The organism is Crenobacter luteus, assembly GCF_004345725.1.
Taxonomy (GTDB): domain Bacteria; phylum Pseudomonadota; class Gammaproteobacteria; order Burkholderiales; family Chromobacteriaceae; genus Crenobacter; species Crenobacter luteus.
In genome coordinates this window covers 38,021-61,447 of record NZ_SLXG01000010.1, presented here as the reverse complement: position 1 = coordinate 61,447, position 23,427 = coordinate 38,021, and the positions used below count along the sequence as shown (strand labels likewise).

The window sequence follows — 23,427 nt, the reverse complement described above, 5'->3', positions numbered from 1 at the left end:
CCATGCTCGAATTTTCCAACAGCGAGCCGCTGACGCTGGGCGTCGAGCTCGAGCTGATGATCGTCAACCGCCGCCACTACAACCTGACGCGCGGCTCGGACGACCTGTTGGCGCTGATCGGCCGCGAACAACACGGCTTCGACATCAAGCCCGAGATCACGCAGGGCATGATCGAGATCGGCACCGCCGTCCACCGCGACACGCGCGCGATGTTGGCCGAGCTCTTGGCGATCCGCGCGCTGCTGGTCAAGAGCGCCGAGAAGCTCAACCTCGGGCTTTCCGGCGGCGGCAGCCACCCGTTCCAGCACTGGAGCGACCAGCGCATCTACCCGAAGGAGCGCTACCGGCTGGTCTCCGAGCTGTACGGCTACCTCGCCAAGCAGTTCACCGTCTACGGCCAGCACATCCATATCGGCTGCCCTAACGGCGACGTCGCGGTGCGGCTGACGCACTACCTGGCGCGCTACATTCCGCACTTCATCGCGCTGTCGGCGTCGTCGCCGTTCCACCAGGGCGTCGACACGCTGTTCCAGACCTCGCGGCTGACCAGCGTCAACGCCTTCCCGTTGTCGGGCAGCATGCCGATGGTGAAGAACTGGGACGAATTCAACGACTACTTCGCGCGCATGGCGCACCTGGGCATCGTCGAGTCGATGAAGGACTTCTACTGGGACATCCGCCCCAAGCCCGAGTACGGCACGGTCGAGATCCGCATCTGCGACACGCCACTGGCGATCGACACGCCGGTGCTGCTGGCCGCCTACGCGCAGATGCTGGCGCGCCGCTGCTTCGAGGAGGACTGGAACGACATCCACCCGGACCGCCAGCTGACCTACAGCTACAACCGCTTCCAGGCTTGCCGCTTCGGCTACGACGCGGTGCTGGTCGACGCGGCCAGCCAGCGCCAGACCAGCCTGCTGGAGGACATGCTCGAGACGCTGAACGCGCTGACGCCGCACGCGATCGCGCTGGGCGCCGAGTCCGAGCACGCGCAGCTGCGCGAGCGGGTGCTCAAGCGCAATATCGACAGCCAGTGGCTGCGCGACATCCACGCCGACAGCGGCTCGCTGTCCGACGTGGTGCAGCAGGCGAGCGAGCGCTGGATGTACGGCGAACCGGGGCGCAACTGAGCCTAGGCCGGCTGTACCGCCGCGCGGCGCGCGCGTTACACTGTCGGCCCGATTCCTCCGCCGCCCACCGCCATGCCCTTCGTCATCCCCGCCGCCGCCGACCCCGCCCTGCCCGACCGCTTCTGCCTGTTCGACGACGGCGCGGTGCTGCTGATCGACGGCGCGCTGCCCGGCGCCGAGGCGGCCGGCTGGCCGGTGGCCGGACGGCGCTTTCTCGGCGTGCACGCCGGCGCCAACCTCTACCTCGGCGAACTGGTCGGCGCCGCGCCGGCCGGCGTGTGGCTGCCGCTGCGCGCGGCGCTGACGCAGTTGCCGGCCGACGACGTGCCGGCGCTGGCGCGCGCCGCGCAGATCCGCCGCTTCCAGAAGACGCACCGGCTGTGCGGCGCCTGCGGCACGCCGCTTGCGCAGCACGCGCACGACCAGGGGCGCGGCTGCCCGAGCTGCGGCGAGGTCTACTACCCGCGCGTGTCGCCGGCGATGATGCTGACCGTCACGCGCGGCGACGAGATCCTGCTGGCGCGCTCGCCGCACTTCCAGCCCGGCGTCTACAGCGCGATCGCCGGCTTCGTCGAGCCGGGCGAGACGCTCGAGGACTGCGTGCGCCGCGAGTGCTTCGAGGAAGTCGGCGTCTACATCGGCGCGCCGGTGTACCTGGGCTCGCAGTCGTGGCCCTTCCCGCACTCGCTGATGCTCGCCTTCACCGCCGAATACGCCGGCGGCGAGCTGACGCCGCAGGAGGGCGAGATCGAGGACGCGCGCTGGTTCGCGCGCGACGCGCTGCCGGCGACGCCGAACAAGCCGTCGATCGCGCACTGGCTGATCGAGCGGACGCTGGCGCGCATGGCGGCGCGCTGAAACCCGCCTACCGGTTCCAGAAAAAAGCTCGGCCAACCTTGAAGGTTGGCCGAGCTTTTTCACGTCCGCGCCGCCGGGGCCTACACCGCCTCCGGCTCGCTCTCCTGCTGCAGCCGCCACATCTCGGCGTAGCGGCCGCCCGCCTCGACCAGCTCGCGGTGGCTGCCCGACTCGACCACCCGGCCGCCCTCCATCACCAGGATGCGGTCGGCGTCGACGACGGTCGACAGCCGGTGCGCGATGATCAGCGTGGTGCGGTCGGCCGAGATCTGCGCCAGCTCAGCCTGGATCGCCTTTTCGGTGCGCGAATCGAGCGCGCTGGTCGCCTCGTCGAAGATCAGGATAGGCGGGTTTTTCAGGATGGTGCGCGCGATCGCGACGCGCTGCTTCTCGCCGCCGGACAGCTTCAGGCCGCGCTCGCCGACCTGGGTGTCGTAGCCGTCGGGCAGGCTCATCACGAAGTCGTGGATGTGCGCCGACTTCGCCGCCTCGATCACCTCGTCGCGGCTCGCGTCCGGCCGGCCGTAGGCGATGTTGTAGTAGATGCTGTCGTTGAACAGCACCGTGTCCTGCGGGACGATACCGATGTGCGCGCGCAGGGAGTCCTGCGTCAGCGCGCGGATGTCGGTGCCGTTGACGCGGATCGCGCCGCCGTTCACGTCGTAGAAACGGAACAGCAGCCTTGAGAGCGTGCTCTTGCCGGCGCCCGAGCTGCCGACCACCGCCAGCGTCTGGCCGGCCGGGATCGCGAAGCTGACGCCGGCGAGGATCTGCCGCTTGTCGTCGTAGCCGAAGTCGACGCCGTCGAACTCGACCGTCGCCGCGCGGGTGGCCAGCGGCGTGGCGCCGGGCGCGTCGCCGACCTCGGCGCCGGCGTCCAGGAGCTTGAACATGCGCTCCATGTCGGCCAGCGAGTGCTTGATCTCGCGGTAGACGAAGCCGAGGAAGTTCAGCGGCGCGTACAACTGCGTCAGGTAGGCCGACACCAGCACCACGTCGCCGACCGTCATCGTGCCGCCGGTCACGCCGCGCGCCGCCAGCCACATCAGCAGCGTCACGCCGGCGGCGATGATGAAGCCCTGGCCGGCGTTCAGCATCGACAGCGACACCTGGTTCTTGACCGCCGACGCCTCCCAGCTGGCGAGGTTGCGGTCGTAGCGGTCGACCTCGTAGCGCTCGTTGCCGAAATACTTGACCGTCTCGTAGTTCAGCAGCGCGTCGATCGCCTTCGAGTTGGCCTTGGAGTCGAGCTCGTTCATGCTGCGGCGGAACACCATGCGCCACTCGGTGACCGCCAGCGTGAACGCGACGTAGAGCGCGATGGTGCCGAGCGTCACCGCGGCGAACCAGCCGCTATAGCGCGTCAAGAGGATGCCGGCGACCAGGCCGATCTCGACCAGCGTCGGCAGGATGTTGAACACCATGAAGTTCAGCAAAAAGCCGATGCCCTTGGTGCCGCGCTCGATGTCGCGGCTCATGCCGCCGGTCTGGCGCTCGAGGTGAAAGCGCAGCGACAGCCGGAACAGGTGGTCGAACACCGAGCGCGCGACCTGGTGGATCGCGCCCTGCGTGACGCGCGCGAAGATCGCGTCGCGCAGCTCGCCGAGCAGGCTGGCCGCCAGCCGCGCCAGGCCGTAGCCGGCCAGCGCCGCCACCGGCAGCGCCAGGGGCGTCGCCGGCAGCGACAGCGCGTCGACGATGTCCTTCAGGTACAGCGGCACCGAGACGTTGGCGACCTTGGCGACGATCAGGCAGGCCAGCGCGGCCAGCACCCGTCCCTTGAAGGTCCAGATATAGGGAAACAGCGTCCTGAGCGTCTGCCAGTCGTTGCGGTTTTTCGGCGCGGGGCCGGTGTGGGTGAAGCGCATGGAGCCTTCCGGACGGGTGTCGCGCGCTGCGCCCGCCCCGTCGGCCAACTATGCTTCAGAGGTCAATCGACGACGAGTGCAACGCTATGTGGATATTCGTTCTCGAAGCCTTGCTGGCGCTGGGCCTGGCCGGCTTCATCGTGTGGTGGACCTGGCCGCGCGGCAAGTGAGCGGCGCTTCAGTGCAGCACGCGCGGCACCGCCAGCAGGAATTCGGCGATCGGCGCGTCGAAACGGGTGCCGTCGTCGGCCTCCATCTGGTAGCTGCCCTTCATCGTGCCCCACGGCGTCGTCAGCGTCGCGCCGCTCAGGTACTCGTAGTGCTCGCCCGGCTTCAGGTGCGGATGCTCGCCGACCACGCCCATGCCGCGCACCTCCTGCACGTGGCCGTTGGCGTCGGTGATCAGCCAGTGGCGGCTGAGCAGCTTGGCCGGCTGCTGACCGGTGTTGACGATGCGGATGCGGTAGGCGAACACGTAGCGGTCGGCCGCCACGTCGGACTGCTCCTCGACGAAGTAGGCCGCGGGCGACACCTCGATACGGTATTGGTTGTCGGACATCGGTAGAGCCGCTCCCTGCATGGTTGGACCGTCATTTTATCCCGAAGCCGGCGCACGCGCCCGTGCGCCGGGCCAACCCGACCAGGCCGGCCGTGACCGCCGCCGCCCGACGCTCTAAAATACGCCCCGTCCACCCCCTTCATTACCGGAATTTCCATGCGCACCTTCCGCATCGCCCCGAGCATCCTGTCCGCCGACTTCGCCCGCCTCGGCGAAGAAGTGAAGAACGTCGTCGCCGCCGGCGCCGACATCGTCCACTTCGACGTGATGGACAACCACTACGTGCCGAACATGACCATCGGCCCGCTGGTCTGCGAGGCGATCCGTCCGCACACCAGCGCGCCGATCGACGTGCACCTGATGGTGACACCGGTCGACGCGCTCGCCGCCAGCTTCGCCCGTGCCGGCGCCGACATCATCACCTTCCACCCGGAAGCGTCGCACCACATCGACCGCACGCTCGGCCTGATCCGCGACGCCGGCTGCAAGGCCGGTCTGGTGTTCAACCCGGCCACCCCGCTGTCCTTCCTCGACCACGTGATGGACAAGGTCGACATGATCCTGCTGATGTCGGTCAACCCGGGCTTCGGCGGCCAGAAGTTCATCCCGCAGACGCTGAACAAGGTGCGCGAGGCGCGCCGCCGCATCGACGAGTACACCGCACAACACGGCGGCGAGATCTGGCTCGAGGTCGACGGCGGCATCAAGGTCGACAACATCGCCGAGGTGGCCGCGGCGGGCGCCGACACCTTCGTCGCCGGCAGCGCGATCTTCGGCCAGCCCGACTACAAGGCGGTGATCGACGCGATGCGCGCCGAGCTAGCCCGCGTCGGCTAAGGCGATGCACGGCGTCATCGTCACCGGCGCGTCGCGCGGCCTCGGCGCCGCGCTCGCCGCCGCGCTGCTCGAATCCGGCGGCGCGGTGGTCGGCCTCGCCCGCCATGCCTCGCCCGAGACACAAACGTTGGCCGAGGCCTACCCGGAGCGCTTTGCCTTCGTCGAGGCGGACCTCGCCGACACCGCGAGCCTCGCCGGGCTCTGCCGCGACGCGCTCGCCCTCCTCGCCGCGCACGCGCCGACCGCGCTGACGCTGGTCAACAACGCCGGCGTCGTCACGCCGATCGCGCCGGCCGGCCACTACGCCGTCGACGACATGGTCGCCGCCTACGCGGTCAACCTGCTGGCGCCGGTCGCGCTGACCGACGCCTTCCTGCGCGAAACCGAGCCGCAGGCCTCGGCCAACGTTGGCCGAGGCGTGACGCGCCGCGTGCTGAACGTCTCGTCGGGCGCGGCGGTCAAGCCTTACCCGGGCTGGAGCGTGTACGGCAGCAGCAAGGCGGCGCTCGACCAGTTCACGCGCACCGTCGCGCTCGAGCAGGCCGCGCGACCGCATGGCGCGCGCCTGGTGTCGCTCTACCCCGGCGTGATCGACACCGGCATGCAGGCGACCATCCGCGCCGCCGATCCGGCCGACTTCCCGAACCGCGCACGCTTTACCGCGCTCAAGGCCGACGGCGCGCTGACCCCGCCCGAGAACGCCGCGCGCGCCATCGTCGCCTTCCTCGCCTCGGCCGACTTCGGCGCCGAGGCGGTGGTCGACCTGCGCGAACGCAAGGCCTGAGCCCGCCGCCGCCCGTTTTCCACTCTTTGCCGGAGCGCTTCCCATGCCCGCATCCGATCCCGCCTGGCGCCTGATCCTCGTCGGCGCCGGCCAGGTATCCGAACACCTCGCGCGCATCGCGCCGGCGCTCGACTTCGCCGTACTGCTGAACGAGCCGCGCGAGGACCGGCGCGCCGCCTGGCCGCTGGCCGGCAGCGACTGGCTGGCCGGCGCGCCCGACGAGGCCGTGCACAACGCGCGCCCGGACGCGCGCACCGCGGTGCTCGCGCTGACCCACGTACCCGAGCTCGACGACGCGGCGCTGGCCGCGGCGCTCGAAACCGGGGCCTTCTACGTCGGCGCGATCGGCTCGCGCGCCAACGCCGCCGCGCGCCGCGCGCGTCTGGCCGCACGCGGCGTCGACGCGACGCGCCTCGATCGCCTCTGCGCGCCGATCGGCCTGGCCATCGGCAGCCGCACGCCGGCCGAGATCGCGGTGTCCATCCTCGCCGAACTGATCCAGCAGCGCCGCCGGCACGACGACGCGGCCGACGCTCCGCGCTGCGTCGCCGGGCAGAGCTGACGGCACGCCGGTTCCGCTACCAGTACTGCTCGACCGCCAGCTGGCCCGGCGCGGCGCGGCGCGACAGCGCGAAACCGCGCGCGCCGAGCACCGCGCGGGTGTCGTCCACCATGCCGGGATTGCCGCAGATCATCACGCGCGAGCGTTCGAGGTCGAAGGCGAGGCCGACGCGGCGCTCGAGTTCGCCGTTCGCGATCAGCGTGGTCACGCGTTGGCCGAGCACACCCGGCACCGCCTCGCGGGTGACCACCGGCACGTAGACGAGCCGGTCGGCCAGCTCCGGCACGCCGGCCTCGGCCGCCAGCGTCGGGATCAGGTCGCGGTAGGCGAGCTCGGCCGCCTCGCGCACGCAGTGCACGACGACCAGTTTCTCGAAGCGCCGCCAGGTATCGGCCTCGTACAGCATCGACACGAAGGGCGCGAGCCCGGTGCCGGTCGACAGCAGCCACAGCTCGCGGCCGTCGGCGAAACGGTCCAGCGTCAGGAAACCGAGCGCGAGCCGGTTGACGCGCACCGCGTCGCCGACGCCCAGCCGCGCCAGCGCGGTGGTGAACTCGCCGCCGGGCACCACGATGGAGTAGAACTCGAGGTAGTCGTGCTGCGGCGCCGACACCATCGAGTAGGGGCGCCAGACTTCGCCGCCGTCGGCCTTCGTCACGCCGAGCCGCACGAACTGCCCGGCCTTGAAGCAAAAGCCGGCCGGCCGCGTGGTGCGGAAGGAAAACAGCTTGGGCGTCCAGGCGCGCCAGTCGGTGATCGTTTCCAGGGTGTAGCGTGCGGTGTCGTCGGCCATCTCGCTTTTCCATGCTCGTGGGGTGGGACTGCATACCGGCGCGGCGGCAAATATCCGATAATCGGGTCAATCAGGGACGATCGATCGGGAAAACGGATATGAAATTCACGCTGCGCCAACTCGAGGTCTTCGTCGCGGTCGCCCGCGGCGAGAGCGTCAGCCGCGCCGCCGAGGCGCTCGCGCTGTCGCAGTCCGCGACCAGCACCGCCATCCTCGAGCTGGAACGCCAGTTCGACACCCGGCTGTTCGACCGCATCGGCAAGCGCCTCAGGCTCAACGCGCAGGGCGAGCTGCTGTTGCCCAAGGCCGGCGAGCTGCTGGACCGCGCGCGCGAGCTCGAAGCGCTGCTGGCCGGCCGCCACGGCTTCGGGCCGCTGAACGTCGGCGCGTCGCTGACGATAGGCAACTACCTCGCCACCCTGATTATCGGCCGCTTCCTGCAAATCCACCCGGAGTGCCGCGTGCGGCTCGAGGTGCACAACACCGCGACCGTCGTGCGCCAGGTCGCCAACTTCGAACTCGACCTCGGCCTGATCGAGGGCGACTGCCAGCACCCCGACCTCGACGTGCAGCCGTGGATCGCCGACGAGCTGGTGGTATTCGCCGCGCCCAGCCACCCGCTCGCGCACCGCGGCGCGCTGGAGCCGGCCGACGTCGCGCGCGAGGCGTGGATCCTGCGCGAGCCGGGTTCGGGCACCCGGGAGACCTTCGACCACGCGATGCGCCACTGGCTGAGCGGCCTCGACATCCGGCTCGAGCTCGAGCACACCGAGGCGATCAAGCGCGCGGTCGAATCGGGCCTCGGCATCGGCTGTGTATCGCGGCTGGCGCTCAAGGACGCCTTCCGGCGCGGCAGCCTCGTGCCGCTCGAGATGCCCGGCGTCGACCTGAGGCGCCACTTCCACTTCCTGACCCACCGCCAGAAGTATCCGAGCGCCGGCGTGCGCGCGCTGCTGGACCTGTGCCGGGAGCTGACCGGCACGGCGACGCGCAGCGACGAGATCAACCTGCCCTTCCTCGCCTGATTTTCGCGCGGCGTGCATCCGTTCGCGCCGCCGCCGCGTATAGCCCGGTGCAGCCTCGCTGCTTCCTTCATTCAGTGCACCGGAGATCGTCATGAAAACATCGACCCGTCTTGTCGCCGCCACCTTCCTCGTCGCCAGCGGCCTCGCGCTAGCGGAATCCGCCGTGATGGTGGGCGGCCAGGCGATGTATCCAAGCCGCGACATTGTCGACAACGCGGTCAACTCGGCCGACCACACCACGCTGGTCGCCGCCGTCAAGGCCGCCGGCCTTGTCGACACGCTCAAGGGCAAGGGGCCGTTCACCGTATTCGCGCCGACCAACGCCGCCTTCGCCGCGCTGCCAGCCGGCACCGTCGACACGCTGCTCAAGCCCGAGAACAAGAAAATGCTGGCCGGCATCCTTACCTACCACGTGGTGCCGGGGCGCTACGACATGACGGCGCTGTCGCGCGCGATCAAGGCCGGCGGCGGAAGCGCCGTGCTCAAGACCGCCAATGGCGGTCGGCTGCTGTTCACGATGAACGGCCCGCGCAACATCGTCGTCAAGGACGAGAAGGGCGGCGTCGCCAGCATCAGCACCTACGACGTGATGCAGAAGAACGGCGTGATCAACGTCATCGACAAGGTCCTGCTGCCGGGCTGAATGGAGCGGAAGGCGGGCGGCAACGCCCGCCATTTTGAATTTCACATAAAAACTGCCATCATCTCTATGACGTTCAATTAATGCTTCGGGCAAGGATGATGATGGCTGACGATTCCGAACTGGCCGCGCTGATGGCGCGCGTCGCGCTGGGCGACCGTCGCGCCTTCCGCGCGCTCTTCGACGCCACCGCCCCGCGCCTCTTCGCGCTGGCGTTGCGGCAGACGCGCAACCGCGCGGTCGCCGAGGACATCGTGCAGGAGGTGTTCGTCAGCGCCTGGCAGCATGCGGCAAGCTACCGGCCGGAGCGCGCGCCGGTGCCGGTGTGGCTGTCGCGCATGGTGCGCAACCGGGTGATCGACCGCTGGCGCGCCGAACCGCCGCTCGTCGCGGACGGCGACGCGAGCCTGGCCGGGCTCGCCGGACGGGAGGCGCTCGAGCCGCTGCCGTCGCTGGCCTCGCGCGAGGAGGCCGGCCGGCTGCAGGACTGTCTCTCCCGCCTGTCGGCCGGCCAGCGCCAGAGCGTGGTGCTCGCCTATTTCCACGGCCTGAGCCACCAGGACATCGCCCGCGCGCTCGCCACGCCGCTGGGCACGGTCAAGAGCTGGCTGCGCCGGGCCCTCGATCACCTCAAGGACTGCGTGGGGGAAGCATGAACTACCTGACACCCCAACGCCGCCGCGCGCTCGCGGCGCGCTACGTCGCCGGCACGCTGCGCGGCCGCGCCCGGCGCCGCTTCGACGCGCTGCTGCCGGCCCACCCCAGCCTCGCCGCCGAGGTCGCCGTGCTCGAGCGCACGCTCCATCCGCTCGACGCCGCGCAGGGGGCCGAAGCGCCGCCCGCCCGCGTCTGGCGCGGTGTCGAGGAGAGGCTGGGCTGGCGCGACAAGACCGCGACCCTGCTCGGCCGCTGGGGCTTCGCCGCCGGCGGCTTCGCCTGCGCGCTGATGCTGATGCTGCTGGCCAGCCCGCTGCTGGCGCCCGAGGTCGTGCCGACGCCGCTGGTGGTGCTCGAGAACGCCGGCGGCACGCCGATGCTGGTGGTCAGCCACAGCGCGCAGACCGGCAAGCTCTACGCCGGCCGCCTGCGCCGCGACGCCGCCACGCCGGGCGGCCGGGTGCTCGAGCTGTGGGCTCTGCCCAAAAGCGGCGCGCCACGCTCGCTCGGCGTGATCGGCGACGCCGACCAGCCGCTGGCCGGGCGCGAGGCCGAGCTGGCCGGCGCGACCGGTCTGGCCGTCAGCGTCGAACCGGAAGGCGGCGCGCCGCACGGCCAGCCGACCGGCCCTATCGTATATACTGGCGCGCTCGATCATATTTGACGCCCGGGCTAGGTCCGGGCCGCCCGACGCCATGTTCTCATCGATTGAAGCCCTCGCCTTCGACCTGGACGGTACCCTGGTCGACTCCCTGCCCGACCTGGCCGCCGCCGCCAACGCGATGCGCGAGCATTTCGGCCTGCCGCGCCTCACCGACGCCCGCGTCGCCGGCCACGTCGGCGACGGCCTCGCGAAACTGGTGCACCGCACGCTGACCGACGAGCGCGACGGCGTCGCCGAACCTGCGCGATGGGAAGCCGGCCTTGCCTTCTTCGCCCGCCACTACCGCGAGCACCTCGCCGACCTGACCCGCCCCTACGCCGGCGTGGTCGAGGCGCTCGAACTGCTGCGCGCGCGCCGCCTGCCCTTGGCGGTGGTCACCAACAAGCCGGCCGCCTTCGCCATGCCGCTGCTCGAACAACTCGGCCTCGCCGGCTACTTCAGCCTGATCCTCGGCGGCGACTCGCTGCCGGAGAAAAAACCGTCGGCGCTGCCGCTGACGCACACCGCCGAGGTGCTCGGCGTCGCGCCCGCCAAACTGGCGATGGTCGGCGACTCGATCAACGACGTGCTCGCCGCGCGCGCCGCCGGCTGCCCGGTGGTCGCGGTGTCCTACGGCTACGGCGACCTGGCCGACGGCGACGCCGACGCGACGATCGGCAACCTTGTCGAACTGTACGATTTGTTGAAAAATGATCGCGCATAGCCTCATGCAAAACAGTTCAACCCTGACCGATCGCGATCTCGACATGCATTTCCTTCCCAATCTCGCCAGCTGGCGATGGCAACGCTGAGCCACGCCAACCGCCCCTTTCACGCAATCACTGGCTTTATTGGGAGACCCCATGACCCCGCAGACGTTTGAACACCTCGCGGCCCAGGGCTACAACCGGATTCCGGTCACGCTCGAACTGTTCGCCGACCTCGACACGCCGCTGTCGGTCTACCTGAAACTGGCGAACCAGCCCTATTCCTACCTGCTCGAATCGGTGGTCGGCGGCGAACGCTTCGGCCGCTACTCCTTCATCGGCCTGCCGGCGACCACGCGCGTGCGCGTCAACGGCAGGAAGGTGCAGGTCGAATACGGCGACAAGGTCATCGAGCAGCACGAGGGCGACCCGCTCGCCTTCATCGAAGCCTTCCAGGCGCGCTTTCGCACCCCGCCGGTCGACAGCCTGCCGCGCTTCACCGGCGGCCTGGTCGGCTACTTCGGCTACGACACCGTGCGCCACATCGAGCCCCGTCTGGCCGGCGTCGAAAAACCCGACCCGGTCGGCACGCCGGACATGCTCCTGATGCTGTCCGAGGAGCTGGCGGTGGTCGACAACCTGTCGGGCAAGCTGTATCTGGTCGTCTACGCCGACCCGGCGGTGCCGAACGCCCTCGCCAAGGCCGAGGCGCGCCTCAAGCAGCTGCGCCAGCAACTGCGCCAGCCGGTGCCGCTGCCCTTGTCGCTGCCGGGCGCCAGGACCGAGGCGAAATCCGAATACGGCGAGGCCGAGTTCAAGGACGCGGTCGTCGCGGCCAAGAACTACATCGTCGACGGCGACATCATGCAGGTGGTGCTCGCGCAGCGCATGAGCATGCCGTTTTCCGAGTCGCCGCTGGCGCTCTACCGCGCGCTTCGCAGCCTGAACCCGTCGCCGTACATGTTCTTCTACCACTTCGACGACTTCCACGTCGTCGGCGCCTCGCCCGAGATCCTGGTGCGCCGCGAGAACGACACCGTCACCGTGCGCCCGATCGCCGGCACGCGCGTGCGCGGCAAGACGCGCGAGGAAGACCAGGCGCTGGCAGAGGAACTGTTGGCCGACCCGAAGGAAATCGCCGAGCACGTGATGCTGATGGACCTCGGCCGCAACGACGTCGGCCGCGTCGCCGACACCGGCAGCGTCAAGGTCACCGACAATATGGTGATCGAGCGCTACTCGCACGTGATGCACATCGTGTCGAGCGTCGAGGGCCGCGTCGGCCCGGACGTCTCGAACATCGCGATCCTGAAGGCCGCCTTCCCGGCCGGCACGCTGTCGGGCGCGCCCAAGGTGCGCGCGATGGAGATCATCGACGAGTTCGAACCGACCAAGCGCGGCGTCTACGGCGGCGCGGTCGGCTACCTCGGCTTCTCGGGCGACATGGACCTGGCGATCGCGATCCGCACCGCGGTGATCAAGAACGACACGCTCTACGTGCAGTCGGGCGCCGGCATCGTCGCCGACTCGGTGCCCGAGTCGGAATGGCAGGAAACGCAGAACAAGGCGCGCGCGGTGATCCGCGCCGCCGAGCTGGTGCAGGCGGGTCTCGACGCCTGAGTCTCGGCCAAGCTTGCACGAAAAAACGCCCCGCTCGATGCGGGGCGTTGTGTTTTGGGCGTCGCGTTTCGTGACGGCTCAAGCCTTGAGCGCCGCCAGGAGCGCCTGCGCCGGGTGGCGCAGCGCGACGCCGTCGATCCGTTCGGTCTGGCAGCGGCACGAATAGCCGGTCGCGAGCAGCTCGGTCTCGCCGCGCGAAGCGACGATGCCGGCCCAGCTGAGGCCGTAAATTTTCTCGGACATGTCGCGCTTGTCGGCCTCGTGGCCGTAGGTGCCGGCCATGCCGCAACAGCCGGCGGGTTTCACCCCCAGCTCCAGCCCGAGCGCCGCGAACAGCTTCTGCCAGTCGGCGACCGCCGCCGGCGCGTTGGTCTTCTCGGTGCAGTGCGGCAGCAAGGCGAAGCGCTGCGCCGCGATGTCGGCCCGTTTCGGCAGGGCGTCGAGACGCTCGGCCAACCATTCCTGGATCAGGCGCACGGTCGGCACCGCGTCGGCGCCGAGCGTCTTGGCGTACTCGGCGCGGTAGGTCAGCGTCATCGACGGGTCGACGCCGACCAGCGGCAGGCCGGCGGCTTCAAAAGTTTTCAGCATGGCCACGTTGGCCGAGGCGACCCGGCGGAAGCGGCCGAGGAAGCCGTGCACGTGCAGGGGCTTGCCGTTCGGCATGAACGGCGCCAACAGCGGCACAAAGCCCAGGGCGCGCAGCAACTCGAACACGTCGAGCACCAGCCGCGTCTCGAAGTAGCTGGTGAACGCGTCCTGCACGACCACCACCGCGCGCGCCCTGTCGGCCTCGGCCAACGTGCCGATCGCCTCCGGCGTCGCAAGCTGAAAGCCGCGCCGCGCGAGTTCCTTCTGCAGGTTCACGCCCGACAGCGCCGGGCTGTCGACGAGGTTCAGCTTCTTCAGCAGCGCCTGACCGGCGCCGCTCGTCACCGCCGCGTTGTACAGCCACGGCGCGCGCGCGATCAGCGGCAGCAGCGATTCGAGCGAACCGACGAAGTGGTCCTTCAGCGGCCTCAGATAGCGCCCGTAGTAGAGCTCGAGGAACTTGGCGCGGAATTCCGGCACGTCGACCTTGATCGGGCACTGGCCGACGCAGGACTTGCACGCCAGGCACCCTTGCATCGCCTCCATCACCTCGTGCGAGAAGTCGGCCTCGCCGGCGCGGGTGTTGCGCCAGCGCGCGAAGAAGCCGGCGAAGGCGCCGCGCGCCTTGAGCCGCTCGCTCTCGGCGACCACGTCGACGCCGGAGAGCGACAGCTGGCGCAGCCACTCGCGCAACAGCGACGCGCGGCCCTTGGGCGAATGGCGGCGCTCGCGCGTGCCCTTGTACGACGGGCACATCGCGTCGTCGGGGTCGTAGTTGTAGCAGGCGCCGTTGCCGTTGCAGTGCAGCGCCTCGTCGAACTTCGCACGGCTCGCGATCGGGATCACCCGGTCGTGCTGGCCGCGCGTCGGCACCTCGTCGATCTTGTAGAGGTGCTGCCCGACCGGCGCGGCGATCTTGCCGGGATTCAGCTGATTGTGCGGGTCGAACACCGCCTTGATTTCCTGCAGCGCCGGGTACAGCGGGCCGAAGAACTCCGGCGCGTATTCCGAGCGCACGCCCTTGCCGTGCTCGCCCCACAACAGGCCGTGGTATTTCTTCGTCAGCGCGACCACGCCGTCGGTGATCTGGCGCACCAGCCCTTCCTCGGCCGGGTTCTTCATATCGATCGCCGGGCGCACGTGCAGCACGCCGGCGTCGACGTGGCCGAACATGCCGTAGGACACGCCGTGGCCGTCGAGCAGCGCGCGGAATTCGGCGATGTAATCGGCGAGGTTCTCGGGCGGCACCGCGGTGTCCTCGACGAAGGGAATCGGCCGCGCGCCGCCCTTCTGGTTGCCGAGCAGGCCGACCGATTTCTTCCTCATCCCCCACACGCGGCCGACCGCCGCGCCGCGCGCGACGGTGTGGCCGAGCCGGCCGTTGGCCGAGCCTTCGGCATCGAGCCGGCCGACCACCTCGGCCAAGGTTCGCTCCAGTTCTTCGTCGCTGTCGGCGAGGAATTCGACCAGGTTGATGCCCTGCGCCGGCGTCGCGTCGTCGGGGAAGAATTCGCGCACGCCGTGCCAGACGATGTCCTGGCGCGCCAGATTCAGCACCTTGGAGTCGACCGTCTCGATCGACGCGGCCCTGAGCGCCATCAGCCTTTGCGCGTCGCGCAGCGCGGCGTCGAAGCTGACGTAGCGCACGTTGACGAGGGCGCTGGCGCGCGGGATCGGCAGCACGTTGAGTTTGGCTTCGGCGATGAAGCCGAGCGTGCCCTCGGCGCCACAGAGGATGTTGTTCAGGTTGAAGCGGCCGGCCTCGTCGCGGATGTGCGCGAGGTCGTAGCCGGTCAGGCAGCGGTTGAGCCTGGGGAATTTTTCCGCGATCAGCGCGGCGTGGTCGCGCGCGATCGCGGCCAGCAGCCGGTGCGCGGCGCCGACCACGTCGTCGCGGCGCTGGACGACTTCGAGCTCGGCCTCGGCCAAGGGCCTGGAATGCCAGCGCACGCCGCCGAGGAACACCGTGTCGAGTTCCAGCACGTGGTCGCGCGTCTTGCCGTACAAGCAGGAGCCCTGGCCGCTCGCGTCGGTGTTGATCATGCCGCCCAGCGTCGCGCGGTTCGACGTCGACAGCTCGGGCGCGAAGAACAAGCCGTAAGGCTTGAGCGCCGCGTTGAGCTGGTCCTTGACCACGCCGGCCTCGACGCGCACCCAGCGCTCCGCGACGTTGATTTCCAGGATGCGGTTCATATGGCGCGACACGTCGACCACCAGGCCGTCGGTCAGCGACTGGCCGTTGGTGCCGGTGCCGCCGCCGCGCGGCGCGAGCTTGAGGCCGCGAAAGCGCGGCTCGGCGGCGAGCTTGGCGACCAGCGCCAGGTCGTCGGCGTGGCGCGGAAACACCACCGCCTGCGGCAGCAGCTGGTAGATCGAGTTGTCGGTGGCAAGCACCGTGCGGTCGGCGCCGGCGGCGCTCGTTTCGCCGGTGAAGCCGCGCAGCCGCAGTTCGGCGAGGAAGTCGAGGTAGAGCGCGTCGGCGGGAGCGGGGGCGGTCAGGCGGGGAATCATGCGTCACCCTTGAAACAGGCAAAAAAGCCGCCCGCGCGGCGCGCGGACGGCGAAACGAGGCTGGGGAACCTCGGGTGGATCAGCATCAGGCGAGCACCTCGGTCAGCGCCGCCTCGACGACGGCGAAGCCCTCGGCCAACTGCTCGAACGGGATGGTCAAGGGCGGCAGCAGGCGCACGATGTTGCCGTGCTCGCCGGCGGCCATCAGCAACAGCCCGCGTTCGCGCGCGGCGGCGAGCAAGGCCTGCAGCCTTGCGCTCGACGGGCGGCCGTCGTCGTCGACGATCTCGAAGGCGCGCATGCCGCCGACGCCGTTGAGGCGGCCGATCGCGCGGCCGCAGGGGCCGGCCTTCAGCCGCTCGACGTGGCGCTCGATCAGCGCGCCGAGCTCGGCGGCGCGCGCCGGAAGCTGTTCGGCGTCCATCGCGTCGAACACCGCCAGCGCCGCCGCGCAGGCGACCGGGTTGCCGGCGTAGGTGCCGCCGAGCCCGCCGGGCGCGAGCGCGTCCATCACCTCGGCGCGGCCGGTCAGCGCCGCCAGCGGAAAGCCGCCGGCGAGGCTCTTGCCCATCACGACGATGTCCGGCGCCACGCCGCTGTGCTCGATCGCGAACAGGCGGCCGGCGCGGCCGAAGCCGCTCTGGATCTCGTCGGCGACCAGCACGATGCCGTGCGCATCGCACAGCGCGCGCAAGCCTTTGAGGAAATCGGCGTCGGCGGCGAGGAAGCCGCCCTCGCCCTGCACCGGCTCGATCACCAGCGCCGCGACGTCGGCCGGGTCGACCTCGACGCGGAACAGCCGCTCGATCGCCGCCAACGCCACGTCGGCGGCGACGCCGTTGTCGCGGCTGGCGTACGGCGCGTGGAACACCGGGCCGGGCAAGGGGCCGAGGCCCTTCTTGTACGGCGCGACCTTGGCGGTCAGCGCCAGCGTCGCCAGCGTGCGGCCGTGAAAACCGCCGTCGAAGGCGATCACGCCGATGCGGCCGGTGTGGGCGCGCGCCAGTTTCAGCGCGTTCTCCATCGCCTCGGCGCCGCTGTTGGTCAGCATGGTGCGCGCCTCACCGGCTATGGGACAGCGGCGGTTCAGCTGCTCGGCGACCTTAAGGTAGGGCGCGTGCGGCAGCGCGTTGAAGCAGCTGTGCGTGTAGCGCTCGAGCTGTTCGGCGACCGCGCGCATCACCTTCGGGTGCCGGTGGCCGGTGTTGAGCACGCCGATGCCGCCGACGAAGTCGATGTAGCGGCGGCCGTCCGTGTCCCACACCTCGGCGTTCTCGGCGCGCGCAAGGTAGACCGGGTGCAGCACCTTGATGCCGCGGGCGACCGCTTCGCCGTATTGCGCGTGCAAGGCCGCGTTCGTCGTCATGTCCGGCTCCTCAGCACGCGGCGGCGGTCATCTTGAAGATGCCCTGCGCGTTCGAACTGTCGAAACGCAGGTCGAGCTTCTTGACGCCGGTCGCCGGGTCGATCACCGCGTCGCGGGTGATGAATTCGTAGAACGAGCCCGGCACGATCTTCGTCACGCGCGAGCCGTCGGCGGCGATGAACTCGCGCGTCACCTGGCTGGCTTTGAACGCGGTCTGGCGCACGCTGCCGTTGGCCGACACCTCGACCTTGTCCTTGATCGGCAGGCCGCGACGGCGCAGCTCGTCCGAGAGCGCGAACACGTCGTCGACGTGGTCGGTCGCGTGGTTGAAGGCGTTGCCCTCGGTCGCGATCCACGCCATTTCGGCCGACTCGGCCAGCAAGGTTTCGTAGGCGGCGAGGCTCGGCGTGTCGTGCTGCACGGCGAAGCAGCCGACCAGCTTCGGCAACAGCGCGACCGCGTCGGCGAACGGCAGCGCGTGCGCGTCGGCCAACTTGGCCAGCAGCGCCTTGTCGGCGTCGTTCAGCGGGTCGCGCGACGTGGACACGACCTCCTTCGCCGCGGCCTGGAAGGCCGGCGAGAACTCGGTGGTGTGCAACTCGGACACGAAGAACTGCGCGATGGTCTCGGGCGCGTCGACGTGACAGTAGGCGCGGCCGGTCATCTTCAGCTTCGGCAGCGGGTAGACACCGGCGACCTCGAAGCCCAGCGGCTCGAGGATGCGCTTGAACGCCAGTTCGCCGGCCGGCAAGGCGCCGGTGTCGGTGCCGGCGACGGTGCGCAGCGCGCCGTGGTCGAACACCACCTGGCCGCCGTCGGCGAGCTTGGATTCGACGTAGACGCGGCCCTCGGGCACCGCGTCGAGGTTCTTCGCGAACAGCAGCATGTTCATCGCCTGCGCGAGCACCTTGCGCGACACGTCGGCTGAGGGCTCGGCCAACAGCGCCGCGTCGACGCGGATCATCGCGAAGAGCGCGGCGGTCTGGTCGCGGCCGGCGACCGCTTCCAGCAGTTTCCACAGTTGCGTGTTCTCGAAGTGTGCCATATCGGAATGTCCTCTCTCTCTTTCGGCGGCGGGACCATCCCGCCGCAGCGCCCTGCTGACGGGAAAATCTTATCCGTTTGGCGCACGCTCTCAAGCGATGTATTCTGCTGACTTCATTCCGAAAAGTCATGATCATGCGACGCACCCTGCCCTCGCTGATGGCGCTGCAATGCTTCGACGCCGCCGTCAGGCACCTGAGCTTCACCCGCGCGGCCGAGGAACTGGCGCTGACGCAAAGCGCGGTCAGCCGCCAGATCCGCGCGCTCGAGGACTTCATCGGCCGGCCGCTGTTCGAGCGCGTCAAGCAGCGGCTGGTCTTGACCAGCGCCGGCGAGGGCTACGCGGCGGCGATCCGCGACGTGCTCGACCGCGCCGAGGCGGCGACGCTGCAGCTGATGGCGCACGGCGGCCAGGGCGGCGTGCTCAGGCTGGCGGTGCTGCCGACCTTCGGCTCGCGCTGGCTGATCCCGCGCCTGGGCGACTTCGCGCGCCGCCACCCGGAAGTCGAGCTCGAACTCGTCACCCAGGTGCGGCCGTTCGACTTCGACAAGGAGGCGGTCGACGCGGCGATCCACTTCGGCCCGGCGCTGTGGCCGGGCGCGACCTGCCACCGGCTGATGGGCGAGACCATCGTGCCGGTGTGCGCGCCGGCGCTGTTGCCGGGCGGCGCGCTGCCCGACGCGCGCGCGCTGGCCGACTTCACGCTGTTGCAGCACACGACGCGGCCGCAGGCGTGGAGCGAGTGGCTGCACGCGGCGGGCGTCGCCGGCGTCGACGGCATGAAGGGACCGCGCTTCGAGCAGATCTACATGGTGATCCAGGCGGCGATCGCCGGGCTCGGCGTCGCGGTGCTGCCGACCTTCCTGGTCGACGAGGAACTGGCCGACGGCCGGCTCGCCGTCGCGGTCGACGCGCCGCTGCACAGCCAGCACGCCTACTACCTGGTACACCCGGCGACCAAGAGCGACCTCGCGCCGGTGCGCGCCTTCCGCGACTGGCTGCTCGCGCAGGTCGGCGCGTAGTCGCACCGCGGCGCGCGGTCGCGGCCGGGACGGACGGCTTGCGGGACGAAAAAGGGACGCGGCTCAGCGCATATAGGTCAGGTAGGCCCAGCCGGCGGCGATGTTCGACATCAGCGCGACCGCGACGGCGAAGCCGACGCCGGAGGCCATTTCCCACATCAAAAGCAGCTGGCGCGCCGACGGGAAGGCACGACCGAAGGCGTGCGCGAGTTCGGCGCTCGCCAGCAGCACGGCGCCGAGCACCGCCCATTTGAACAGATAGCCGGGCAGCAACTGGCGCTGCTCGCGGTTGTAGCGGTAGTTCTGCTCGCGCACGAGGAAGTTGCCCTCGGCGGCGTTCCTGAAGTGACGGAACGGGATGTAGTAGAGGTAGAGCCTGTGGAGGATCCCCCGGTCTGGTGCGCGCATCTTGCCACTCCTCGAAACCGAAAGCCGCCGCCCCCGGGCGCGGCGGCTCGCACCCTCAAAATATAGGCGCTGCCCGGCGCCGGACCGCGCGCAAAAAAACGGCCCGGCGGGCAGCCGGGCCGAAACTCCCTTCGCACTCAATCCACCAGGATCAGAACTTCATGCCGGGCGACAGCTGCGCCGGCATCGCGAGCGTCGCCGCCTCGACCGAGGCCATCGGGTAGGCGCAGTAGTCGGCCGCGTAGTAGGCACCCGGACGATGGTTGCCCGAGTTGCCGACGCCGCCGAACGGCGCGGCGCTCGAAGCGCCGTTGGTCGGCTTGTTCCAGTTGACCACGCCGGCGCGGATCTCGGCGCTGAAACGCGTCCACAGCGCCGGATCGTCGGCGAGCAAGGCGGCCGACAGGCCGTACTCGGTATCGTTGGCGATTTCGAGCGCCAGGTCGAAGTCGCGGTAGCGGATGATCTGCGTCAGCGGCCCGAAGTATTCGTCGTCGGGCAGGTTCTCGACGCCGGTGACGTCGAGGATGGCCGGCGTGACGTAGGCGGTCGCCTCGTCGAGGCGGCGCATTTCAAGGATGGGCTCGGCGCCCAGCGCGATCAGCCTCGCCTGCGCGGCGAGCATGCCCTCGGCGGCCTTGTTCGACACCATCGCGCCCATGAAGGGTTGCGGCTCGGCGTCGAAGGCGCCGACGGTCAGCGAGGATGCGACCTCGGCCAACCTTTTAACGAAGCGGTCGCCGAACTCGCCCACCGGCACCAGCATGCGGCGCGCGCAGGTGCAGCGCTGGCCGGCCGACAGGAAGGCCGACTGGATCGCGTGGTGGACGGCGGCGTCCAGGTCTTTCGTTTCGGCGACCACCAGCGGGTTGTTGCCGCCCATCTCGAGCGCCAGCATGAAGCCCGGACGGCCGGCGAACTGCTTGTGCAGCGCGATGCCGGTGGCCGAGCTGCCGGTGAACAAGAGGCCGTCGAGGCCCGGGTGGCGCGACAGCGCGATACCGGTGTCGCGCTCGCCCTGCACCAGGTTGAGCACGCCGGCCGGCAGGCCGGCCTCCTCCCACAGCTTGACGGTGCGCTCGGCTACCAGCGGCGTCAGCTCGGACGGCTTGAACACCACGGTGTTGCCGGCGATCAAGGCCGGGACGATGTGGCCGTTCGGCAGGTGGCCGGGGAAGTTGTACGGGCCGTACACCGCCATCACGCCGTGCGGCTTGTGGCGCAGCACGGCGGTGTCGCCGGCCAGCTCGCCGCGGCGCTCGCCGGTGCGCTCGTCGTACGATTTGATCGAGATCTCGACCTTGCCGATCATCGCGGCGACCTCGGTGCGCGACTCCCACAAGGGCTTGCCGGTCTCGACGCCGATCGTGCGCGCCAGCTCTTCCTTATGTTGGCCGAGCAGCTCGGCGAAGCGGCGCACGATGGCGATGCGCTCGGCCAAAGCGGTGCGGCGCCACGGCGTGAAGGCGCGGCGCGCGGCCTCGACCGCCAGCGCGATGTCGGCCTCGTCGGCGGCGTTGGCCTGCCAGACGACGTCGTTGTTGGCGGGGTTCAGCGACGCGAACTGACCGCCGCGGCCGGCGCGCCAGGCGCCGTCGATATAGAGATTCTGGGACATGGTTTACCTCTGGTTCGGGTAGAGCGGCATCGCGCGCACGGTGTCGCCGCCGGACACGCGCAAGGCGCGCGCCGTCTCGGGGCTCAGGCACAGCGTGTCGCCGTCAGGGTTGGCCGAGGCCAGGATCACGCGGAAGTCGTCGAGCGAGCCGTTGGCGACCAGGCAGCGCAGCGCCGCCGGGTCGGCCGCGTCGGCGACCTCGACGCGGTAAAGACGCGAGTCGTGCATGACGCGCAAGGAATCGATCCGCGCCTCGAGCACCGGGCCGCCCTCGAAGATGTCGACGTGGCCTTCCATGCGCAGCCCCTCGGCTTCGAGCAGGCGCCGCGCCGGCTCGGTGTCCTTGTGCGTCTTGCCGATGCAGGCGCGCGCCTCGTCGGGCAGGAAGTCGACGTAAACCGGGTAGCGCGGCATCAATTCGGCGAGGAAGGACTTCTTGCCCTGCGCGACCAGGTTGTCGGCCTCGTGGAAGTCGATCTGGTAAAAATGCGCGCCCAGCGCGTTCCAGAACGGCGACTCGCCGTGCTCGTCGAAGTGGCCGCGCATCTCGGCGCAGATATGTTCGGCGAAGCGCTCGGGGAACTGGCCGATGAACATGAAGCGCGACTTCGACAACAGCGCGCCGTTGCCGTTTGCGCGGAACTCCGGGTCGAGGAACAGCGTGCACAGTTCCGAGTAGCCGGTCAGCCCGTGCGACATGTAAAGCTTGTCCATCTTCGTCCAGGTGCCCAGCTCGCGGCTGGCGTGCACGAAGGTGTCCATGCGGTAGGTGTAGAACGGCTGCTCGAGGCCGACCGCGACCTCCAGGCCGCAGACGCCGACCACGCGGCCGCTGTCGGTCTCTTCCATCACGAACAGGTAACCCTGCTCGGCCAAGGTCGCCGTGCCTTCGACGCTGCGGCGCACGCGGTCCAGCCGCGCGGCGAAGGCGTCGGCGTCGGGCTTGAGCGTGGTCATGCCCGGCCCGGCCTTGTGCGCCAGTTCGACCAGCGCGGCGACGTCGTCGGGCCGGCTCATACGCATCACGATCATGGACGGCTCCTTGCGGCGGTAAGCGAGACGCAGCGCACCTCGTCGCCGTCGGCGATCTCGAGCACGTCGGCGGCCGCCTGCGGCAGCACGACTTCGGAATACAGGTGCGACGGCAGTTCGACGACGACGGCGCGGAAGTCCTCGGCCGACGTGTTGCCGACCATGTACGGCACGGTCTCGCCGGCGCCGGCCGGCGTCTTGCCGCGCAGCGCGACGTGCAGCGCGCTGTGCCGCACCGAGTGGCACAGGTCGAGCGCGGCGGTCAGCACCGGGCCGGCGTCGAAGATGTCGACGAAACAGTCGGGCTCCAGCCCCTCGTCGACGTGGCAGCGGTAAGGCACGCGCGCGTCCGGGTGCGGCTCGCCCATCACGCGCTGCGCGTCGCCGGACAACAGCGGCACGTAGAGCGGGTCGGCCGGCATCATCTCGGCGATAAAGGTGCGGCCGCGGCCGCCGGAGGCGATCTCCATCTGCGTGAAGTCGCGGCCAAAGAACTTGCGGCCGACGCCCTCCCAGAACGGCGAGCGGCCCGCCTCGTCGGCGACGCCGGGCAGCACGGTGAAGATCGCGTCGGAGAAGCGCGAGCGGTGCTGCGCGGCGAACAAGAGGCGCGCGCGCGACAACAGGTCGGGCACATGCTCGGCCAAGGTGAACGCCTCGCTGTCGAGGTAGAAGCCGGTCAGCCGGCTGCGCCCGGTCAGCTCGTGCGACATCGCCAGCACGTGGACGCGACGGTTGACCTTCAGCTCGGGCGACGCGTGGACGACCACGTCGTTGCGGAAAGCGTAGAACGGTTCGCTGTAGCCGGCGATCGCGACGATGCCGGCGGTGCCGTGCAGGCGGCCGGTGTCCGAGTCCTCGAGCACGAAGAGGTAACCCTCCTCGCCCGGGAACTCGACCTCGTCGCGCAGCGAATGGATCGAATGGCTGACCAGCGCCTGCAGGCGCTGCCGGTCGGGCGGCAGCGAGTGCAGGACCGGACCGGTCGAGCGCGCCATGCGCTCGATCTGGTCGAGGTCGGACAATTTGCTCGGTCTGACGAAAAGCATGGCGGTCTTTCTGGAGCTAGGCCTGTGACCGGCCGCGCGCCGCAGGGCGCGCGAGCGGGTCGGGTTCGGCGGCCGGGCGGCGCGGGCCGCCCGGCGCGGACG

General features: G+C 70.0%; 22 protein-coding genes. 12 read left to right on the top strand and 10 right to left on the bottom strand.

The window, feature by feature from the left end:
* The first annotated feature begins 2 nt into the window (after positions 1 to 2).
* On the top strand, positions 3 to 1,130 hold the full coding sequence (locus EV683_RS07765; RefSeq protein WP_066609740.1) for a YbdK family carboxylate-amine ligase: 1,128 nt from the start codon (positions 3 to 5) through the stop codon (positions 1,128 to 1,130).
* A gap of 72 nt (positions 1,131 to 1,202) precedes the next feature.
* Complete coding sequence (gene nudC, locus EV683_RS07760) at positions 1,203 to 1,988, top strand: NAD(+) diphosphatase (RefSeq protein ID WP_131862409.1); 786 nt, start codon at positions 1,203 to 1,205, stop codon at positions 1,986 to 1,988.
* A gap of 80 nt (positions 1,989 to 2,068) precedes the next feature.
* On the opposite strand, the gene EV683_RS07755 is transcribed toward nudC, so the two are convergent.
* Together EV683_RS07755 and apaG are read right to left on the bottom strand one after the other, a co-directional pair.
* Positions 2,069 to 3,856 (bottom strand): ABCB family ABC transporter ATP-binding protein/permease, encoded by a 1,788-nt coding sequence (locus EV683_RS07755; RefSeq protein ID WP_131862408.1) that lies wholly within the window; start codon positions 3,854 to 3,856, stop codon positions 2,069 to 2,071.
* A 178-nt stretch (positions 3,857 to 4,034) separates the two neighbouring features.
* Complete coding sequence (gene apaG / locus EV683_RS07750) at positions 4,035 to 4,415, bottom strand: Co2+/Mg2+ efflux protein ApaG (RefSeq protein WP_066609746.1); 381 nt, start codon at positions 4,413 to 4,415, stop codon at positions 4,035 to 4,037.
* A gap of 156 nt (positions 4,416 to 4,571) precedes the next feature.
* Between apaG and rpe the strand changes: the two genes are divergently transcribed.
* Genes rpe through EV683_RS07735 form a run of 3 tightly spaced genes read left to right on the top strand, consistent with a single transcriptional unit; the run spans position 4,572 to position 6,598 of the window.
* Entirely contained in the window at positions 4,572 to 5,252 is a 681-nt protein-coding gene (gene rpe, locus EV683_RS07745; protein ID WP_066609748.1) for a ribulose-phosphate 3-epimerase, read from the top strand.
* 4 nt (positions 5,253 to 5,256) lie between these two features.
* Positions 5,257 to 6,036, top strand: a complete 780-nt coding sequence (locus EV683_RS07740) for an SDR family NAD(P)-dependent oxidoreductase (protein WP_131862407.1) — start codon at positions 5,257 to 5,259, stop codon at positions 6,034 to 6,036.
* A gap of 43 nt (positions 6,037 to 6,079) precedes the next feature.
* Entirely contained in the window at positions 6,080 to 6,598 is a 519-nt protein-coding gene (locus tag EV683_RS07735; protein ID WP_131862406.1) for an XdhC family protein, read from the top strand.
* Positions 6,599 to 6,614: 16 nt separating this feature from the next.
* Here the strand turns inward: EV683_RS07735 and EV683_RS07730 are convergent, their stop codons facing one another.
* Positions 6,615 to 7,391 (bottom strand): ferredoxin--NADP reductase, encoded by a 777-nt coding sequence (locus EV683_RS07730; RefSeq protein WP_131862405.1) that lies wholly within the window; start codon positions 7,389 to 7,391, stop codon positions 6,615 to 6,617.
* 98 nt (positions 7,392 to 7,489) lie between these two features.
* Between EV683_RS07730 and EV683_RS07725 the strand changes: the two genes are divergently transcribed.
* The 6 genes from EV683_RS07725 (at position 7,490) to trpE (ending at position 12,683) form a co-directional block, all read left to right on the top strand.
* Positions 7,490 to 8,416, top strand: coding sequence for a LysR family transcriptional regulator (locus tag EV683_RS07725; protein WP_066609753.1), 927 nt, complete (start codon positions 7,490 to 7,492; stop codon positions 8,414 to 8,416).
* 91 nt (positions 8,417 to 8,507) lie between these two features.
* A complete protein-coding gene (locus tag EV683_RS07720; protein WP_131862404.1) occupies positions 8,508 to 9,059 on the top strand; it encodes a fasciclin domain-containing protein in 552 nt (183 codons plus the stop codon).
* A gap of 101 nt (positions 9,060 to 9,160) precedes the next feature.
* The gene (locus EV683_RS07715) at positions 9,161 to 9,712 is read left to right on the top strand and encodes an RNA polymerase sigma factor (RefSeq protein ID WP_207910420.1); all 552 of its coding nucleotides are present in this window, start codon (positions 9,161 to 9,163) and stop codon (positions 9,710 to 9,712) included.
* Positions 9,709 to 10,377: an anti-sigma factor gene (locus EV683_RS07710; protein ID WP_131862402.1), complete on the top strand. Its 669-nt coding sequence runs from the start codon at positions 9,709 to 9,711 to the stop codon at positions 10,375 to 10,377. The genes EV683_RS07715 and EV683_RS07710 overlap by 4 nt, the downstream gene beginning before the upstream one ends.
* A 31-nt stretch (positions 10,378 to 10,408) precedes the next feature.
* Positions 10,409 to 11,080, top strand: a complete 672-nt coding sequence (locus tag EV683_RS07705; RefSeq protein ID WP_131862401.1) for a phosphoglycolate phosphatase — start codon at positions 10,409 to 10,411, stop codon at positions 11,078 to 11,080.
* A gap of 139 nt (positions 11,081 to 11,219) precedes the next feature.
* The gene (gene trpE / locus EV683_RS07700; protein ID WP_131862400.1) at positions 11,220 to 12,683 is read left to right on the top strand and encodes an anthranilate synthase component I; all 1,464 of its coding nucleotides are present in this window, start codon (positions 11,220 to 11,222) and stop codon (positions 12,681 to 12,683) included.
* A 78-nt stretch (positions 12,684 to 12,761) separates the two neighbouring features.
* On the opposite strand, the gene ydiJ is transcribed toward trpE, so the two are convergent.
* The 3 genes from ydiJ to EV683_RS07685 form a co-directional block, all read right to left on the bottom strand.
* On the bottom strand, positions 12,762 to 15,785 hold the full coding sequence (ydiJ, locus tag EV683_RS07695; protein ID WP_131862399.1) for a D-2-hydroxyglutarate dehydrogenase YdiJ: 3,024 nt from the start codon (positions 15,783 to 15,785) through the stop codon (positions 12,762 to 12,764).
* A gap of 85 nt (positions 15,786 to 15,870) precedes the next feature.
* Positions 15,871 to 17,151 (bottom strand): aspartate aminotransferase family protein, encoded by a 1,281-nt coding sequence (locus EV683_RS07690; protein ID WP_131862398.1) that lies wholly within the window; start codon positions 17,149 to 17,151, stop codon positions 15,871 to 15,873.
* A 10-nt stretch (positions 17,152 to 17,161) separates the two neighbouring features.
* Complete coding sequence (locus tag EV683_RS07685) at positions 17,162 to 18,196, bottom strand: DUF1338 domain-containing protein (RefSeq protein ID WP_131862397.1); 1,035 nt, start codon at positions 18,194 to 18,196, stop codon at positions 17,162 to 17,164.
* 128 nt (positions 18,197 to 18,324) lie between these two features.
* Between EV683_RS07685 and gcvA the strand changes: the two genes are divergently transcribed.
* Positions 18,325 to 19,218 carry a transcriptional regulator GcvA gene (gcvA, locus tag EV683_RS07680; protein ID WP_243694738.1) on the top strand — a complete coding sequence of 298 codons (894 nt, stop codon included), beginning with the start codon at positions 18,325 to 18,327 and terminating at the stop codon, positions 19,216 to 19,218.
* Positions 19,219 to 19,281: 63 nt separating this feature from the next.
* Here gcvA and EV683_RS07675 read toward each other — a convergent pair whose 3' ends face one another.
* The 4 genes from EV683_RS07675 to EV683_RS07660 all read right to left on the bottom strand — a co-directional run bounded on the left by EV683_RS07675 (position 19,282) and on the right by EV683_RS07660 (position 23,325).
* Positions 19,282 to 19,626 (bottom strand): hypothetical protein, encoded by a 345-nt coding sequence (locus tag EV683_RS07675; RefSeq protein WP_131862396.1) that lies wholly within the window; start codon positions 19,624 to 19,626, stop codon positions 19,282 to 19,284.
* A 151-nt stretch (positions 19,627 to 19,777) separates the two neighbouring features.
* Entirely contained in the window at positions 19,778 to 21,244 is a 1,467-nt protein-coding gene (gene astD, locus EV683_RS07670) for a succinylglutamate-semialdehyde dehydrogenase (RefSeq protein WP_131862395.1), read from the bottom strand.
* A gap of 3 nt (positions 21,245 to 21,247) precedes the next feature.
* Positions 21,248 to 22,276: an arginine N-succinyltransferase gene (astA, locus tag EV683_RS07665; RefSeq protein ID WP_131862394.1), complete on the bottom strand. Its 1,029-nt coding sequence runs from the start codon at positions 22,274 to 22,276 to the stop codon at positions 21,248 to 21,250.
* Positions 22,273 to 23,325 (bottom strand): arginine N-succinyltransferase, encoded by a 1,053-nt coding sequence (locus tag EV683_RS07660; RefSeq protein ID WP_131862393.1) that lies wholly within the window; start codon positions 23,323 to 23,325, stop codon positions 22,273 to 22,275. Before EV683_RS07660 ends, astA begins: the two co-directional genes overlap by 4 nt.
* Positions 23,326 to 23,427: the final 102 nt, after the last annotated feature.

Bases quoted from the DNA above. Each gene is read 5' to 3' on its own strand.
- EV683_RS07675 (WP_131862396.1), bottom strand. From the start codon at position 19,626: ATGCGCGCACCAGACCGGGGGATCCTCCACAGGCTCTACCTCTACTAC.
- rpe (WP_066609748.1), top strand. From the start codon at position 4,572: ATGCGCACCTTCCGCATCGCCCCGAGCATCCTGTCCGCCGACTTCGCC.
- EV683_RS07705 (WP_131862401.1), top strand. From the start codon at position 10,409: ATGTTCTCATCGATTGAAGCCCTCGCCTTCGACCTGGACGGTACCCTG.
- EV683_RS07725 (WP_066609753.1), top strand. From the start codon at position 7,490: ATGAAATTCACGCTGCGCCAACTCGAGGTCTTCGTCGCGGTCGCCCGC.
- ydiJ (WP_131862399.1), bottom strand. From the start codon at position 15,785: ATGATTCCCCGCCTGACCGCCCCCGCTCCCGCCGACGCGCTCTACCTC.
- EV683_RS07720 (WP_131862404.1), top strand. From the start codon at position 8,508: ATGAAAACATCGACCCGTCTTGTCGCCGCCACCTTCCTCGTCGCCAGC.
- astA (WP_131862394.1), bottom strand. From the start codon at position 22,276: ATGATCGTGATGCGTATGAGCCGGCCCGACGACGTCGCCGCGCTGGTC.
- trpE (WP_131862400.1), top strand. From the start codon at position 11,220: ATGACCCCGCAGACGTTTGAACACCTCGCGGCCCAGGGCTACAACCGG.
- EV683_RS07735 (WP_131862406.1), top strand. From the start codon at position 6,080: ATGCCCGCATCCGATCCCGCCTGGCGCCTGATCCTCGTCGGCGCCGGC.
- apaG (WP_066609746.1), bottom strand. From the start codon at position 4,415: ATGTCCGACAACCAATACCGTATCGAGGTGTCGCCCGCGGCCTACTTC.
- gcvA (WP_243694738.1), top strand. From the start codon at position 18,325: ATGATCATGCGACGCACCCTGCCCTCGCTGATGGCGCTGCAATGCTTC.
- EV683_RS07685 (WP_131862397.1), bottom strand. From the start codon at position 18,196: ATGGCACACTTCGAGAACACGCAACTGTGGAAACTGCTGGAAGCGGTC.
- EV683_RS07715 (WP_207910420.1), top strand. From the start codon at position 9,161: ATGGCTGACGATTCCGAACTGGCCGCGCTGATGGCGCGCGTCGCGCTG.
- EV683_RS07765 (WP_066609740.1), top strand. From the start codon at position 3: ATGCTCGAATTTTCCAACAGCGAGCCGCTGACGCTGGGCGTCGAGCTC.
- EV683_RS07740 (WP_131862407.1), top strand. From the start codon at position 5,257: ATGCACGGCGTCATCGTCACCGGCGCGTCGCGCGGCCTCGGCGCCGCG.
- EV683_RS07730 (WP_131862405.1), bottom strand. From the start codon at position 7,391: ATGGCCGACGACACCGCACGCTACACCCTGGAAACGATCACCGACTGG.
- EV683_RS07755 (WP_131862408.1), bottom strand. From the start codon at position 3,856: ATGCGCTTCACCCACACCGGCCCCGCGCCGAAAAACCGCAACGACTGG.
- EV683_RS07710 (WP_131862402.1), top strand. From the start codon at position 9,709: ATGAACTACCTGACACCCCAACGCCGCCGCGCGCTCGCGGCGCGCTAC.
- EV683_RS07690 (WP_131862398.1), bottom strand. From the start codon at position 17,151: ATGACGACGAACGCGGCCTTGCACGCGCAATACGGCGAAGCGGTCGCC.
- nudC (WP_131862409.1), top strand. From the start codon at position 1,203: ATGCCCTTCGTCATCCCCGCCGCCGCCGACCCCGCCCTGCCCGACCGC.
- EV683_RS07660 (WP_131862393.1), bottom strand. From the start codon at position 23,325: ATGCTTTTCGTCAGACCGAGCAAATTGTCCGACCTCGACCAGATCGAG.
- astD (WP_131862395.1), bottom strand. From the start codon at position 21,244: ATGTCCCAGAATCTCTATATCGACGGCGCCTGGCGCGCCGGCCGCGGC.